This is a genomic window from Blastomonas sp., from assembly GCF_046294995.1.
Classification (GTDB): Bacteria; Pseudomonadota; Alphaproteobacteria; order Sphingomonadales; family Sphingomonadaceae; genus Blastomonas.
The window spans coordinates 1-15,877 of record NZ_JBKBOG010000027.1; the positions used below are offsets into that span (position 1 = coordinate 1).

At 63.7% G+C, this 15,877-nt stretch carries 14 protein-coding genes; 2 read left to right on the top strand and 12 right to left on the bottom strand.

The window, feature by feature from the left end:
* The first annotated feature begins 72 nt into the window (after window positions 1–72).
* Both recA and alaS read left to right on the top strand, forming a co-directional pair.
* Complete coding sequence (recA, locus tag ACK4R0_RS16840) at window positions 73–1,158, top strand: recombinase RecA (RefSeq protein ID WP_409676770.1); 1,086 nt, start codon at window positions 73–75, stop codon at window positions 1,156–1,158.
* A 165-nt stretch (window positions 1,159–1,323) separates the two neighbouring features.
* Window positions 1,324–3,987: an alanine--tRNA ligase gene (alaS, locus tag ACK4R0_RS16845; protein WP_409676773.1), complete on the top strand. Its 2,664-nt coding sequence runs from the start codon at window positions 1,324–1,326 to the stop codon at window positions 3,985–3,987.
* A 243-nt stretch (window positions 3,988–4,230) separates the two neighbouring features.
* On the opposite strand, the gene rpmE is transcribed toward alaS, so the two are convergent.
* The 12 genes from rpmE to rpsB form a co-directional block, all read right to left on the bottom strand.
* Window positions 4,231–4,461, bottom strand: a complete 231-nt coding sequence (gene rpmE, locus ACK4R0_RS16850) for a 50S ribosomal protein L31 (RefSeq protein ID WP_409676776.1) — start codon at window positions 4,459–4,461, stop codon at window positions 4,231–4,233.
* Window positions 4,462–4,577: 116 nt separating this feature from the next.
* Window positions 4,578–5,036 carry a 3-hydroxyacyl-ACP dehydratase FabZ gene (gene fabZ / locus ACK4R0_RS16855; protein WP_409676779.1) on the bottom strand — a complete coding sequence of 153 codons (459 nt, stop codon included), beginning with the start codon at window positions 5,034–5,036 and terminating at the stop codon, window positions 4,578–4,580.
* A gap of 17 nt (window positions 5,037–5,053) precedes the next feature.
* The gene (locus ACK4R0_RS16860; RefSeq protein ID WP_409676782.1) at window positions 5,054–5,746 is read right to left on the bottom strand and encodes an OmpH family outer membrane protein; all 693 of its coding nucleotides are present in this window, start codon (window positions 5,744–5,746) and stop codon (window positions 5,054–5,056) included.
* Window positions 5,746–8,418, bottom strand: a complete 2,673-nt coding sequence (gene bamA / locus ACK4R0_RS16865; RefSeq protein ID WP_409676785.1) for an outer membrane protein assembly factor BamA — start codon at window positions 8,416–8,418, stop codon at window positions 5,746–5,748. Before bamA ends, ACK4R0_RS16860 begins: the two co-directional genes overlap by 1 nt.
* Window positions 8,419–8,537: 119 nt before the next feature.
* A complete protein-coding gene (gene rseP, locus ACK4R0_RS16870; RefSeq protein WP_409676787.1) occupies window positions 8,538–9,650 on the bottom strand; it encodes an RIP metalloprotease RseP in 1,113 nt (370 codons plus the stop codon).
* Window positions 9,651–9,652: 2 nt separating this feature from the next.
* The gene (gene dxr / locus ACK4R0_RS16875; protein ID WP_409676790.1) at window positions 9,653–10,864 is read right to left on the bottom strand and encodes a 1-deoxy-D-xylulose-5-phosphate reductoisomerase; all 1,212 of its coding nucleotides are present in this window, start codon (window positions 10,862–10,864) and stop codon (window positions 9,653–9,655) included.
* Window positions 10,865–10,871: 7 nt separating this feature from the next.
* A complete protein-coding gene (locus tag ACK4R0_RS16880) occupies window positions 10,872–11,678 on the bottom strand; it encodes a phosphatidate cytidylyltransferase (protein ID WP_409676793.1) in 807 nt (268 codons plus the stop codon).
* Window positions 11,665–12,333 (bottom strand): polyprenyl diphosphate synthase, encoded by a 669-nt coding sequence (gene uppS, locus ACK4R0_RS16885; RefSeq protein ID WP_409676808.1) that lies wholly within the window; start codon window positions 12,331–12,333, stop codon window positions 11,665–11,667. The genes ACK4R0_RS16880 and uppS overlap by 14 nt, the downstream gene beginning before the upstream one ends.
* Before the next feature lie 119 nt (window positions 12,334–12,452).
* Window positions 12,453–13,010 (bottom strand): ribosome recycling factor, encoded by a 558-nt coding sequence (gene frr, locus ACK4R0_RS16890; RefSeq protein WP_409676796.1) that lies wholly within the window; start codon window positions 13,008–13,010, stop codon window positions 12,453–12,455.
* A gap of 4 nt (window positions 13,011–13,014) precedes the next feature.
* Entirely contained in the window at window positions 13,015–13,737 is a 723-nt protein-coding gene (gene pyrH / locus ACK4R0_RS16895) for a UMP kinase (RefSeq protein ID WP_409676799.1), read from the bottom strand.
* Window positions 13,738–13,931: 194 nt separating this feature from the next.
* The gene (gene tsf / locus ACK4R0_RS16900) at window positions 13,932–14,855 is read right to left on the bottom strand and encodes a translation elongation factor Ts (protein WP_409676802.1); all 924 of its coding nucleotides are present in this window, start codon (window positions 14,853–14,855) and stop codon (window positions 13,932–13,934) included.
* 125 nt (window positions 14,856–14,980) lie between these two features.
* Window positions 14,981–15,835 (bottom strand): 30S ribosomal protein S2, encoded by an 855-nt coding sequence (gene rpsB, locus ACK4R0_RS16905; protein WP_409676805.1) that lies wholly within the window; start codon window positions 15,833–15,835, stop codon window positions 14,981–14,983.
* Window positions 15,836–15,877: the final 42 nt, after the last annotated feature.

A 15,877-nucleotide genomic window follows, 5' to 3' on the forward strand; every position in this document is an offset into this window, starting at 1 on the left:
GAGAACAAATCATATACATCACTGAGTCGTTGCACCCGATGGCGGGAGCAACTAGGCAAGGGAGGCGTGGCGATGGCCGGGCAATTGAAACTCATCCAGACCGAAAAAGAGGCAAAATCCATGGACAGGCAAAAGGCGCTCGATGCAGCGCTGGCACAGATCGACCGGGCCTTCGGCAAGGGATCGGCGATGCGGCTGGGTTCCAAGGAAACCATGCAGGTCGAGGCGATTTCAACCGGATCGCTGGGCCTGGATATCGCGCTCGGCGTCGGCGGATTGCCGCGCGGCCGCGTGATCGAGATTTACGGTCCTGAAAGCTCGGGCAAGACCACGCTGGCGCTGCATGTGATCGCAGAAGCCCAGCGCACCGGCGGGACCGCAGCGTTCGTCGATGCCGAGCACGCGCTCGATCCGGTCTATGCCAAGAAGCTGGGCGTCAACATCGATGAGCTGATCGTCTCGCAGCCCGACACCGGCGAGCAGGCGCTCGAGATCGTCGATACCTTGGTGCGCTCGAACGCGATCGACGTGCTGGTGGTCGATTCGGTCGCAGCCCTGGTACCGCGCGCGGAAATCGAGGGCGAGATGGGCGACAGCCATGTCGGCCTGCAGGCGCGGCTGATGAGCCAGTCGCTGCGCAAGTTGACCGGCTCGATCAGCCGTTCGCGCTGCATGGTGATCTTCATCAACCAGCTGCGCATGAAGATCGGGGTGATGTACGGCAACCCGGAAACCACCACCGGCGGCAACGCGCTCAAGTTCTACGCCTCGGTGCGTCTCGACATTCGCCGCACCGGCCAGATCAAGGACCGCGACGATATCGTCGGCAACGCCACCCGCGTGAAGGTCGTCAAGAACAAGGTCGCCCCGCCGTTCAAGCAGGTCGAGTTCGACATCATGTATGGCGAGGGCATCTCCAAGATCGGCGAAATCCTCGATCTGGGCGTCAAGGCCGGGATCGTCGAGAAATCGGGCAGCTGGTTCAGCCATGATTCGGTTCGGATCGGGCAGGGGCGTGAAAACTCCAAGACGTTCCTCAAGGAACATCCCGAGATGACCGACAAGATCGAGGCCCTGATCCGCGGCCACAAGGACAAGGTCGCCGAGGAAATGATGACCGGTCCCGACGCCGATGACGACGGCGACGACGACATGTAATCGTCGCGCCCGCGCCGCGCCTCGCTTTGCGGTGATGCGGCGAACGGGTGCAACGCGGTGACACGGAAATGAAGACAGGGCAGCGTGGCAAACCAGCCGCGCTGCCCTTTGATTTTTGCGCACATAACGCTTCAATCTCGCAGCAACTCGTCTTATGTCGCAGGCATGACATCGACAAACGACATAAGGCGCTCCTTCCTCGATTATTTCGGGGGCAACGGCCATGATATCGTGCCTTCGGCACCCTTGGTTCCGCACAACGATCCGACGTTGATGTTCGTCAACGCCGGGATGGTGCCGTTCAAGAACGTCTTCACCGGGCTCGAACAGCGCGCCAATCCGCGCGCGACCTCGTCGCAGAAATGCGTCCGCGCCGGCGGCAAGCACAACGACCTCGACAATGTCGGCTACACCGCGCGCCACCACACCTTCTTCGAGATGCTCGGCAACTTTTCGTTCGGCGATTATTTCAAGGAAGAGGCGATCCACCACGCCTGGTCGCTGGTCAACAAGACCTGGGGCCTGGCCGCAGACAAGCTGACGGTCACCGTCTATCACACCGATGACGAGGCATTCGACCTGTGGCGCAAGATCGCAGGGCTTCCCGAAGAGCGCATCATCCGCATCGCGACCTCGGACAATTTCTGGTCGATGGGCGATACCGGCCCGTGCGGCCCGTGCAGCGAAATCTTCTTCGATCACGGCGATCATATCGCAGGCGGACCTCCGGGATCGCCCGACGAGGACGGCGACCGCTTCATCGAGATTTGGAACCTGGTGTTCATGCAGTATGAACAGCATGCCGATGGTAGCCGTACCGACCTGCCGCGTCCGTCGATAGATACCGGCATGGGTATCGAGCGGCTCGCCGCCGTCATGCAGGGCGTCCACGACAATTACGACATCGATCTGTTCAAGGCGCTGATCGCGGCATCGGGGCAGGCGACCGGCACGCACACCACCGGCGCCAACCAGGCCAGCCACCGCGTGATTGCTGACCATCTGCGCGCAACTTCGTTCCTGATCGCCGATGGCGTGCTGCCCGCCAACGAGGGCCGCGGCTATGTGCTGCGCCGGATCATGCGCCGCGCGATGCGGCATGCGCACATTCTGGGTGCTGCCGACCCGCTGATGCACCGCCTCGTTCCGACCTTGGTGACCGAAATGGGCCAGGCGTTCCCCGAACTGGTGCGCGCGCAGCCGCTAATCGAGGAAACGCTCGAGCGCGAGGAAACGCGTTTCCGCCAGACGCTCGACAAGGGCCTCAGGCTGCTCGACGAAGCGACCGCTGACCTCAGCGAAGGCGCGGTGCTGGCGGGCGAAACCGCCTTCAAGCTCTACGACACCTTCGGCTTCCCCTATGATCTCACCGAGGATGCATTGCGCAGCCGCGGCCTTGGCGTCGACCGCGCCGGTTTCGACACCGCGATGGCAGCACAGAAGGCCGCCGCCCGCGCCGCGTGGAAGGGTTCGGGCGAAGCTGCGTCGGCAGATGTCTGGTACGATATCGCCGAACGCCATGGCGGCACCGAGTTCACTGGCTATACGTCCGACCAGGGCGAGGCGCAGGTCGTTGCATTGCTGCGTGACGGCGCCGAAATCGCATCGGCTTCGGAAGGCGAGAGCGTCACGATCCTGGTCAACCAGACGCCTTTCTATGGCGAAAGCGGTGGCCAGATGGGCGATGCCGGGACGATCACGTCGCTGGCGGGGCTCAAGGCGGTCGTCGATGACACCTCCAAGCCGCTCGGCCGCTTGCACGCGCATCAAGCGCGAATCGAAAGCGGCAGCATCGCGGTCGGCGACACCGTGCACCTCGCGATCGACAGCGAGCGGCGCGATGCGCTGCGCGCCAACCACAGCGCGACCCACCTGCTGCACGCGGCATTGCGCAACCATCTGGGCGGACACGTCACCCAGAAGGGATCGCTGGTCGCGCCCGAGAGGCTGCGGTTCGATTTCTCGCACCCCAAGGCGTTGACCGATGCCGAGATCGCCGCGGTCGAGGCCGAGGTGAACGCTGAAATCCGCGCCAATGAAATCGTCAACACCCGCCTGATGTCCCCCGACGATGCGGTGCAGGCTGGCGCATTGGCGCTGTTCGGCGAAAAATACGGCGAAGAGGTCCGCGTGCTGTCGATGGGCCGGGCAACCGACAAGCATTATTCGGTCGAACTGTGCGGCGGTGTCCATGTCCGTGCGCTGGGCGACATCGGCTTGCTGCGGATCGTATCGGAAAGCGCGGTATCGAGCGGGGTTCGCCGCATCGAGGCACTGACCGGCGAGGCTGCGCGGCAGTGGCTGGTGTCGCGCGACGAGCGGCTCAAGGCGATCGCGGCGCTGGTCAAGACCGGTCCCGACGACGTCGAGGCGCGGATCGCCACGCTGGTCGATGAACGCCGTGCGCTCGAGCGCGAACTCGCCGAGGCGCGCAAAGCGCTCGCGCTGGGTGGCGGATCGGGCAAGGCCGGGCCTCAGGTCGAGGATCTGGCCGGGGTGAGCTTCATCGCGCAGGTGATCGAGGGGCTCGACCCCAAGGAACTGCGCGGGTTGCTCGATCAGGCCAAGAACTCGCTGGGCTCGGGCATCGCGGTGATGGTCGCGGTCAACGACGGGCGTGCAGCGTTCGCAGCGGCAGTGACCGATGATCTGGTCGGTCGGTTCAGCGCGGTGGATCTGGTGCGCGCAGGCGTCGAGGCGCTGGGCGGCAAGGGCGGCGGCGGCCGGCCCGACATGGCGCAGGGCGGCGGCCCCGATGGCAGCAAGGCCGAGGCGGCGCTGGACGCGGTGCGGGGAATGATTGCGGGCGCGACTGCGCCTGCCGCCTGATTGCGGCGGTTATGGTCCCCTGCGAAGGCAGGGGTCCATCTCCTGACCTATGATCACTCACCGTCCCTGGATCGGCGGCTGTCCCGCGCCTCGCGTGCGCTCAATTCACGATGCTTGCCACCGAGAGAGCAGGAGATGGGCCCCTGCCTGCGCAGGGGAACAGCTTAGGCGCCGGCACGAAAAAGGGCTGCGAAACCAAACGGTTCGCAGCCCTTTTTGTAATCTGATAGCGGATCGGACCGATCAGCCCTTCTTGAGGGTAAGACCGCCGAAACGCTTGTTGAAGCGGGCAACCTGGCCGCCTGCGTCGAGCATGCGCTGGTTGCCGCCGGTCCATGCCGGGTGCGAGGTCGGATCGATATCCAGTTGCAGCGTGTCGCCTTCCTTGCCCCAGGTCGAGCGGGTCTGGTAAACGGTGCCGTCGGTCATCTTGACGTTGATCATGTGATAATCGGGATGGATATCGGTCTTCATCGGTCGTGGTCCTTGTCAAACGGCTGGTTCCGACCAGCCTGCAGGATGAATGGGAAGCGGCGCGCATAGCGCCGCGAGGCATCAAAAGCAAGCGGTTTGCAAGTTGCAGAACCCGGTCAGGCGGGCGGATCGGCGATCATCGCGGTAAAGCCGACTTCGCAGGCAAGCTTGCCGTTCATTTCCGCGCGCGCCTTGAACTTGCACACCTTGGCGCGCTTCTGTTCGAACTCGGCATGCAGATCGAGCAGCACGCCCGGCTCCACCGGCGCACGGAACTTGGCGCCGTCGATCGCCATGAAATAGACGAGCTTGCCCGAGCCGGCCAAGCCCATCGATTCGACCGCAAGAATGCCGGCGGCCTGCGCCAGCGCCTCGATGATCAGCACGCCAGGCATGATCGGACGACCCGGGAAGTGCCCCTGAAAGAACGGTTCGTTCATGCTGACCGCCTTGATCGCGTGGATCGACTGGTCCTTGTCCAGCCGTTCCACACGGTCCACCAGCAGCATGGGATAGCGGTGCGGAAGCGCCGCCAGCACCTTCAGGATATCATAGGGTTTTTCGCCGTCGCTCATGCCTGGATGCTCCGGAATTACCGGCCTTCAGGCTGCTGAGCGGCGGGGGTCGCAGGCGCTGCGGCCGGTGCTGCGCCGTTGGCGCCAGCCTGACGGGCCTGCTGCTCGCGCTGCTGGCGCGGCAGCCAACCCTGCGGGGGGACGAGCTGCGCGGTCGGGATGGCGGCGTTCAGCTCTGCGGTGATGTCGCGGGTCAGGTCATAGGCATCGTTGTGCGCCAGGGTCGATCCGACTTCAAAGACAACGCTGATCTTGCGCTTGGTCATCGCCGAACGCACGGCAGCATCGAACTTGTCGCTGATCTGCTCGAGCACATAGGCTTCCGACAGGGCGACAGGCTGCAGGATTTCCTGCACTTCCTGCGAACCCTGCTCGCGCAGGCCCTGGATCTGGACCAGCTGCTGCTGCAGGGCTGCCTGGTTGGCGTTGGCATTGGGTGCCTGGACGTCGGCGTTGAACTTGGTCACCAGCGGCTCGAGCTGCGTGCGGATCTGGTTCGATTTCGCCTGCGCGGCGTCATACTGCGCCTTGTAGGTGGTGGGGCGCGCGGCGTTGGCATTCACGAACGCGGCCGATTCGACGACGGCGCGGCGCTGATCGGCAACGCCGATGCCCTGAACGGTCTGTGCCATTGCCGGAGCGACGACGCCCGATGCTACGGTGCCAAATGCCATCAATGCGGCTGCGGTGCATTTCAGAAGAGTTTTCATCAGAACTGGGTCCCTACGTTGAATGTGAATAGGCGGGTGTCGTCGCCCGGCTCCTTGAGCAGGGCGCGGGCAATATCGATACGGAACGGCCCGAAGGGCGAGTTCCAGTTGACGCCGAAGCCCACAGAAACGCGGGGCTTGGGCGAATCACCGAAGAACTGTTCGGTAAACGAGAGGCTTGGCGTGTTCGGCTGACCGTTGGCATTGACCGCGTCGGTCGTCACCTGGATTTGGCCCGCTGCATCGACCGTCAGATACTGAAGCGCGTTGGTGGTCAGGTCACGGTTCTGGACGGTCTGCAGGATTGGCTGCACCACGCCGAACACCGCGCCTGCATCGACGAACACCGATGGCCGCAAGCCAAGCTCGCGCGCGCCGCTGCCCAGCGGAATTTCAAGCTCGGCGCGGCCCAGATAATAGGATCGGCCGCCCAGAGCATCGTCGACGCGGTTGCGCCGCTCGGTGACCGGGGTGTTGACCACCACGCCGTTGATGACCTCCGGCGTGAAGCCCGAGCGGATCACGCGCGGGCCGACGCCGCGAATGTCGAAGCCGCGCATCTGCGGCTGTCCGAGGAAGAAGCGGTCGGTCAGACGGATGTCGTCGATCCCGTCCGCCGGGCTGCCGCGGTCTTCGAACGCCATGATATGGCCGCCTTCGCCAGCGACGGTGAAGATGAAGCCGCTGCGGCCCAGACGCCAGTGCTTGGACGCGTTGATACGGGTACGCAGATAGCTCACCGAACCGCCAAGTCCTGCAAAATCCTGCGAGAGCGTGACAGTCTGGCCGCGGGTCGGGCGGACGCGGTTGTCGCGGTTGTCATAGATCAGCGAATAGCCGATCATCGAGGTGGTACGCGCGCCGAGGTTGTCGCACAGGAAGAAGCCCGCGCGCACAGGATCGCACTCGAGCGTGCCATCTCCGTTGAGATCGGAGAAGAACTGGGCGCGATCGAGCGTCACGTCGTCAACCGTCAGCGAATAGCGCAGCAGCGCCGAGACATACTCGGTCAACGGTACGCCAAGGCGCAAGGATGCGCCCGTGGTCAGCTGCTCGAACGTGGTGTTGCGCGAGTTGCCGACGAAGTTGAAGCTGTTGAGGTCGCGGCGGAAGATATCCGCACCAAACGAGATGTTCTTGTCGAACACATAAGGTTCGGTGAAGCTGAGGTTGATGCCTTGCGAGAAGCGCGAATAGTTGACGCTCGCGCCGATCGTCTGGCCCTTGCCGCGGAAATTGCGCTGGCGGATCGATGCCTGCAGGATGAAGTTCTCGATCGAGGAGAAACCGGCGGAAAGCTGAAGCTCGCCGGTGGCTTTTTCCTCGACATTCGCTTCCAGGATGATGCGGTCCGGGGCGCTGCCCTGTCTTTGTTCGACCTCGAACTTTTCCTGGAAATAGCCGAGCGAATTGATCCGGTTCTGCGACCGCTTGACCAGGAAGCTGTTGAACGCATCGCCCTCGTTGAGGCGGAACTCGCGCCGGACGATCTTGTCCTGGGTCAGCGTGTTGCCGTTGATGTCGATCCGCTCGACATACACGCGCGCTGCCTCTGCCAGCTCGAACGTGATGTCCATGGTGAGCGTTTCGCGGTCGCGGTTGAAATTGGGCCGCACATCAGCGAACGCATAGCCGAACAGGCCTGCGGTTTCGCTGAGTTGCTCGACGGTGTCCTCGACCTGCTTGGCGTTATACCAGTCGCCGGACTTCATCGGCAGCTGGGCCTTGAGGCCTTCTTCGGAAAAGTCGCGAATCTGGCTTTCGACCAGCACTTCGCCGAACTTGTAGCGCTCGCCTTCCTCGACCACGTAGGTGATGATGAAGTCGCGCTTGTCGGGGGTAAGTTCGGCCACGGCGGAGATGACGCGGAAATCGGCATAGCCCTGCGTCAGGTAGAACTGGCGCAGCTTCTGCTGGTCGAACGCCATCTTGTCCGGATCATAGGCATCGCCCGAGCTGAAAAAGCGATAGAAACGCGACTGCTTGGTGACCATTTCACCGCGCAGCTGGCCATCGGAGAACTTCTCGTTGCCCAGAATGTTGATCTGGCGGACCTTGGACTTGGGCCCTTCGGTGATTTCGAACACCACATCGACGCGGTTCTGGTCCTGCTGGACCATTTTTGGCTCGACGGTCGCGGCGAAACGGCCCTGGCGCTTGTACAGCTCGATGATGCGCGCAACATCGGCGCGCACCTTGGTGCGGGTGAAGATCTGACGCGGCGACAGGCGGATTTCCGGGAGGATCTTGTCGTCCTTGATCCGCTTGTTGCCTTCGAGGATCACCCGGTTGATCACCGGGTTTTCCTTTACGTCGATCACTACCGCACCGTCGTTGTTGCGGATCGCGACGTCTGCGAACAGTTCGGTTTCGAACAGATCGCGCAGTGCCTGGTCGGCTGCGACCTGGGTGTACACGTCGCCCACGCGCAGCTGGATATAGGAGCGGACGGTGTCCGCCTCGATCCGCTGCGATCCGTTGACGGTAATCGAGCGGATCTGCTGGCCCTGCGGCACGGCCGGGGCCGTGGGGGCGACGGGCGCTGCGCTATGCGGCGCGGCAGGGCCGGTCGCTTGCGCAAATGCGCCAGATGCAGATCCGGCTAATATCGTCGAGCCAAGCAACAGGCCGAGGGCTCGCACGCCAATGGCGAATTTCTGTTCAGATTTCACGGAATGAAGACCCACCCTAAGCCATAAAACACATCAAACGGTCCCTGGTGATGCCGTCCGATAACCCGCCCCGGTGCGCAAACCCCTGCATCATCCGCCGCAATCAATCAACCAGTCTTTCAGCCGAGCAGGCCGAACGATGCAAGATCGTTGACGGTCACGAATACCATCAGGGCAAGCACTGCTGCCAGGCCCGAACGGAATGCCCATTCCATCACCTTGGGATTGACCGGCTTGCGCCGGATTCCCTCGATTGCATAGAACAGCAGGTGACCGCCATCGAGCATCGGAATTGGCAGGAGGTTGATGAACCCCAAGTTAATTGAGATCAGCGCGATGAAGAAGATGAAGGCGTCAGGGCCTGCAGCCATCTGTTCGCCAGACACCTGCGCGATCTTGAGCGGGCCGCCAAGCTCGGAGACCGAGCGGCGCCCGGTGATCACCTGGCCCAAGGTCTCGACCATCAGCCGGACGATGTCGCCGGTGCGCTGGACCGCGACGACCGGCGCTTCGAGCAGCGAAACCTCGCGGATGACGGGCTTTGCCGACATGATCCCGAGGCGGCCGATGCGGTATTCGTTGCCGAACCGGTCCTTCTGGACCTCGACGCCGATCGCGAAATCGAATTCGCGTGAGACGCCGTCGCGGTCGGCGCGCACGGTAACCCGTTCGCCGGGTCGGTGGGCGATCTTGCGGCCAACCTCGTCGAACCATTCGACCGCCTCGCCATCGATCGCGGTGATCTTGTCGCCTGGCAACAGGCCAGCTTGCGCAGCAGCCGAGGAGGGGACCAGGTCCGCAATCACCGTCGGCGTCACGCTCTTGCCATAGGCGAAGGCGAAGCCGGCGAGGATCAGGATGGCGAACAGGAAGTTGATCGCTGGTCCGGCAAACACGATCAGCGCGCGCTGCCACAAGGTTTTCGACTGGAAGGTGCGGTTGCGCTCCTCTGCGGGCAGGGCCATCCATTTCGGGTCGGCGCGGCTCGCGGGATCCATGTCGCCGGCGAACTGGACATAGCCGCCCAGCGGCAGCATCCCCAGTTTCCAGCGGGTGCCGCGCTTGTCGGTCCACCCGGCGATCTCGCGTCCGAAGCCGATCGAAAACGACTCCGCCTTTACCCCGAACCAGCGTCCGACCAGATAATGGCCCATCTCGTGCACGAAGACGAGCGGACCCAACACCAGCAGAAATGCGAGAACGGTCAGCAGAAATCCGGGGTTTTCGCTCAATGTCAGTCCTTGTTCGGTATGGCCGCAGCAGCAATCGCGCGCGCTTCGCGGTCGATCGCCAGTACATCCTGCAGCGATTGCGGCTCTGGCGGTGTATAGCCTGCCAGAACGTCGGATACAATTGCGGCGATATCGAGAAACCCGATACGTCCGCCCAGGAACGCTGCGACCGCGATCTCGTTGGCAGCGTTCAGGATGGCGGGCGCGCCGCCGCCCGCCGCGATCGCTGCGCGGCAGATGGCGGGGCCGGGGAAGCGATCATTGTCGAGCGGCTCGAAGGTCAGCTGGCCGATGGTCGCCAGATCGAGCGGCAGGCACTGCGTCGCGATCCGCTGCGGCCAGGCGAGCGCGCTGGCGATCGGGATCTTCATGTCGGGCGAGCCCAGCTGCGCCAGCGTCGAGCGGTCGCGGTATTCGACCATCGAGTGGATCACCGATTGCGGATGTACGAGAATGCGGATCGCATCGAGCCCGACCGGGAACAGATGGTGCGCTTCGATCAGCTCGAGGCCCTTGTTGAACATGGTCGCGCTGTCGACCGAGATCTTGGCACCCATCGACCAATTGGGGTGGGCCACCGCCTGGTCGGGGCGGGCGACACGCATCTGCTCGGTGGTCCAGGTGCGGAACGGGCCGCCGCTCGCGGTCAACGTAATGCTTTCGACCTCGTCGATGTTCCCGCCGGCAAGGCACTGGAATATCGCATTATGTTCCGAATCCACCGGAAGCAGGGTCGCGCCGCTCGACCGCGCGGCTTCGATCATCAGCGCGCCGGACGAGACCAGCGCCTCCTTGTTGGCAAGCGCGACGCTGCGTCCGCGCAGCAGGCTGCGCATGATCGGCGCGAGGCCCGCACAGCCGACGATCGCGGCCATCGTCCAGTCGGCGTCGATGTCGGCCGCGTCGAGCAGCGCCTGCGCGCCAGACCAGACCTGGGTATCCGAACCATCAAGCGCGTCGGCCAGCGCACCGTGCTGTGCGGAATCGCCGATCACCGCGACTTCGGCGGAAAACTCGCGCGCCAGCTTCGCCAGGCCCGCAGCATCGCTGTGCGCGGTCAATGCGACGACGCGATAGGCGGACGGATTGAGGCGGACGAGGTCGAGCGTCGAGGTGCCGACCGATCCGGTGGCGCCGAAGATGCTGATGCTGCGCGGCGGCGCGGAGGGGGGCGGCACGGTACGGCCGGACGAGAGCATGTTGGGTCGCGACATAAGAGGGTTACCCTAGCGCCCAAAATGCGTTGGCTGCAACCAGCAGTGCGACGACCGGAGCGACGGGCACCAGGCCATCGACCCGGTCCAGTATGCCGCCATGACCCGGAATCAGCGCGCCGGAATCCTTGACCCCCGCCTGCCGCTTCAACCAGCTCTCGAGAAAGTCGCCGATCTGGGCGATGATCGCCAGCGGCGCGGCCGCCAGCACGAGCACAAACGGCAGATCGAACTGCTCCCGCATGAATACCGCGAAACCAAGCGCAGCGACCATGCCGCCGGCAAGCCCGGCCCAGGTCTTGCTCGGGCTGATCGAGGGCGCGATCTTGGGGCCGCCGATCCCGCGTCCGGCAAAATAGGCGCCGACATCGGTCGCCCAGACGGTCGCCATGGTCCAGAACGCGAGCAGCAGGCCGTTGTCCTGGTCGCGCAGATACAGCAATGCCATCACCGGCAGTGCGCAGTAGAACACGCCCCAGCCGAGCTTGAAGCTGCGGTCGACCGCCGTGATGAAGAATGCGCCGCCGATGATGAAACCCAGCGACAGGAAGCCGGGGCCATCTGCGAACGGTGACAGCATCGACAGCGACGCCATCAGCGCGAGCATCGACAGCCGTCTGCGCTCGACACGCCCGACCAGCCCGGCCCATTCGTGCTGCATGGTCAGCGCACCGGCCATCAGCAGCAGCCAGAATGCCACTCCGCCCAGCCATAACGCCACACCCGCAATCACGACGAGGACGACGCCCGACACCGTCCGTACCGCCAGATCATTGCCGAAAAGCGAGCGCCGGACGGGTTCAGCGGCCACCAAAACGCCTCTCGCGCGCGGAAAATGCTTCGAGCGCCGCCTTCAATGCCGCGCCGTCGAAGTCTGGCCACAGCATGTCGGTGAAATACAATTCGGCATAGGCCGCCTGCCAGAGCAGGAAGTTGCTCAACCGCTGCTCGCCCGAAGTGCGGATCATCAGATCGAGCGGCGGCAGATCGGATGTATCGAGCGCTGCATCGATATGCGCGGTCTCAATCGCCGCAGGATCGATCTCGCCCTTGGCTGCAGCGCGCGCCAGTGACTGCACCGCGCGCAACATTTCGTCCTGCGCGCCGTAATTGAGCGCGATCGCAAGCGTCGTGCCGGTGTTGTGCGCCGTGCGGCGAACCACATCGTCGATCATTTCGACCAGATCGGGCGCCAGCACCTTGTAGTTGCCGATGATCTTCAACCGGACGTTGTTGGCGATGAACTCATCGACATCGGCCCGGATGAAGTGGCGCAGCAGCCCCATCAGGTCGGCCACTTCATCTTCCGGGCGCTTCCAGTTCTCCGAGGAGAATGCATAAAGCGTCAGCGCTTCAAGACCCAGATCGCGCGCGGCGCGCACCGTGGTGCGAACAGCTTCCACGCCCTGCTTGTGGCCGATGAAGCGCGGAACGCCCCGCTTTGCCGCCCAGCGCCCGTTGCCGTCCATGATGATCGCGGCGTGCCGAACGCCATGCTCCAGCGCGCCACCTGCATGCAGATGGGGCGCAGCCTCCTCAACGGCCTTGGCCTGAACGGCCTTGGAATGCTTGGGGCCGGAGCGGAAGATCACTGGCCCAGGATTTCCTTTTCCTTCTGCGTTGCCGCAGCGTCGGCCTGGGCGATGATGTCGTCGGTCAGCTTCTGGACTTCGGTTTCCAGGCGCTTGCGCTCGTCCTCGCTGATAAGGCCCTTCTTTTCGTCGGCCTTGAGCGAATCCATGCCATCGCGGCGGACGTTGCGGATCGCGATCCGTGCCTTTTCGGCATATTGCCCGGCGAGCTTGGCGAGCTCCTTGCGGCGATCTTCGGTCAGGTCGGGGATCGGCAGGCGCAGCGTCTGGCCGTCCATGATCGGGTTGAGGCCGAGGCCTGCCGAGCGGATCGCCTTGTCGGCGGGGCCGACGTTCGACTTGTCCCACACCTGCACCGAGAGCATCCGAGGCTCTGGCGCCGAGACGGTGGCGATCTGGGTCAACGGCATATGCGATCCATAGACTTCGACCGTCACCGGATCGAGCAGCGCCACGTTGGCGCGGCCGGTGCGCAGGCCGGTGAGATCACCCTTGAGCGATTCGACAGCGCCATTCATCCGGCGTTCGAGGTCTTTCTTGTCAAACTGTGCCACTGCTTCAGTCCTTCTGATGTACGATGGTAGCCGTGCCTTCGCCGTTCAGAACACGGGCGAGATTGCCCTGTTCGCGGATCGAAAACACGACGATGGGGATGGAATTGTCGCGGCAAAGCGCCACGGCGCTGGCGTCCATGACCTTGAGATTGTCTTGCAATACCCGGTCATAACTCAATGTTTCGTAACGGACCGCATTCGGGTCCAGCTTGGGGTCTGCGTTGTAGACGCCATCGACGCTGGTGCCCTTGAGCAATGCATCGCACTTCATTTCTGCCGCGCGCAGGGCAGCGCCGGAATCGGTGGTGAAATACGGCGCGCCGACGCCGGCGGCGAAGATGACGACCCGGCCCTTTTCGAGGTGACGCTGGGCGCGCCTGCGGATGACCGGCTCGCACACCTTGTCCATCTCGATCGCCGATTGGACCCGGGTGGGGACGCCGAGCTGCTCGAGAGCATTCTGCATCGCCAGTGCGTTCATCACGGTGGCGAGCATGCCCATATAATCGGCCTGTGCGCGGTCCATGCCCTTGGCAGCGCCCGCCATGCCGCGGAAGATGTTGCCGCCGCCGATCACCAGGCAGATTTCAAGCCCGGTCTCCTGCGCCGCCTTCACTTCGCCCGCCATGCGGGTGACGGTGGCCGGATCGATGCCATACTGTCCATCGCCCATCAAGGCTTCCCCCGATAGCTTCAAGAGGATGCGGCGATAGGAGGGGATGGTCATGGTTTTTCCGGTGATGAAGGCAAATCGGGCAGCCGTCGCGGCGCGTGGCGGGCACCATAGTCAGTGCATGCGCGGCTGCCAAGCAGGTTTGCTCAGCAACTTCGGGACGGCCGACGACGCGTCTGGATTGCATACGCCAACGGCGGACAGCGCAGGGCTGCCCGCCGTTTTCACGTCGATCGTCGCCTGGTCTGTTAGAGACCGGCGGCTGCTGCGACTTCAGCAGCAAAATCGGTTTCTTCCTTCTCGATGCCTTCGCCGAGCTGGAAGCGGACATAGTCCTTGAGCGTGATCTTGCCGCCAGCATCCTTGGCGGCCTTGGCCACCACGTCTGCGATCGCGGTCTTGTTGTCGATCACGAACAGCTGGCTGAGCAGCGCGTTTTCCTTGGCGAACTTGGCGATCGCGCCATCGACCATCTTGGCCTGCACTTCGGCGGGCTTGCCGCTTTCGGCAGCCTTTTCCTCGGCGATCTTGCGTTCGCGCGCGATCATCTCCGCATCAAGGCCATCGGCGTTCAGCGCCAGCGGGAAGGCAGCGGCGATGTGCATGCCGATCTGCTTGCCCAAAGGCTCCAGAATGTCGGCAGCCACGTCGCCTTCGAGCGCGACCAGCACGCCGATCTTGCCGAGGTTGGGGGCAACCGCGTTGTGCATGTACGACACGACCGCGCCTTCGCTGACCGAAACGGTCTTGATGCGACGGATCGACTGGTTCTCGCCGATGGTGGCGATCGAGTTGGTCAGCTTTTCGCCAACGGTTTCGCCATCGGGATAGGGAGCAGCCTTGAGCGTCTCGACATCGTCGCCGGTGGTCATCGCGACCGAGGTCACCTTGCGGACGAAATCCTGGAACTGTTCGTTCTTGGCGACGAAATCGGTTTCGCTGTTCACTTCGACGGCCACGCCCTTGAGGCCCTGGACTTCGATGCCGACCAGACCTTCGGCAGCGGTGCGGCTCGACTTCTTCTGCGCGGTGGCGAGGCCCTTGGCGCGCAGCGCATCGACCGCGACTTCGATGTCGCCATCGGCTTCGGTCAGCGCCTTCTTGGCGTCCATCATGCCGGCGCCGGTGCGCTCGCGCAGTTCCTTGACATTAGCAGCGGTTATAACAGCCATGTTCACGTTCCTTGTCTTGGGATGTGGTTGCAGGGGCCACAGGTGCGGGCCAGTGCCCGGCCCGTAGCCCCCGCATGTGTCAGTTTTGCGAAGCGGCTGGCCGGGCGCTAACCCGACCAGTCCGATCAGGCAGCAGGAGCCGCGTCGCCGGTTTCTTCCGGGGTCGCTTCCAGGGCCGATTCAGCACCGGTGAATTCGGCAGCCGAAACTTCAGGCTCGGCCGGCGCTTCTTCAAGCGCGGCTTCTGCCGGCGGTTCGGCCATCGCGCCGACGTCCTGGCCCGATTCGACCACGGCACCGGTGCGGCCCTTGGTGGCAGCAGCGGCGATCGCATCGCAATACAGGCGCACGGCGCGCGCTGCATCGTCATTGGCGGGGACCGGGAAGGCGATGCCCTGCGGGTCAACGTTCGAATCGAGGATCGCGATCACCGGGATGCCAAGAACATTGGCTTCCTTGATGGCGAGATCTTCCTTGTTGGCGTCGATCACGAACATCACGTCGGGAATGCCGCCCATGTCGCGGATGCCGCCGAGCGAAAGTTCCAGCTTGTCGCGTTCGCGGGTCAGCTGTAGGACTTCCTTCTTGGTGAAGCCCGAGGTGTCACCGGCAAGCTGCTCCTCAAGCGTCTTGAGACGCTTGATCGAGCCCGAGATGGTCTTCCAGTTGGTGAGCATGCCGCCCAGCCAGCGGTGGTTGACGAAATGCTGGCCGCTGGCGCGGGCTGCATCGGCGATCGGCGACTGTGCCTGGCGCTTGGTGCCGACGAACAGGACTTTTCCGCCCGCCTGAACGGTGGCCGAGACGAACTCGAGCGCGCGCGCGAACAGCGGCACGGTCTGCGACAGGTCGAGGATGTGGATGCCGTTACGCGCGCCGAAGATATACGGCTTCATGCGCGGGTTCCAACGGTGGGTCTGGTGGCCAAAGTGCGCGCCAGCTTCGATCAATTGCTGCATCGAGACGACAGGTGCCGCCATAAGCTAATTCCTTTCCGGTTGTGCCTCTGGAAGACGGGAACC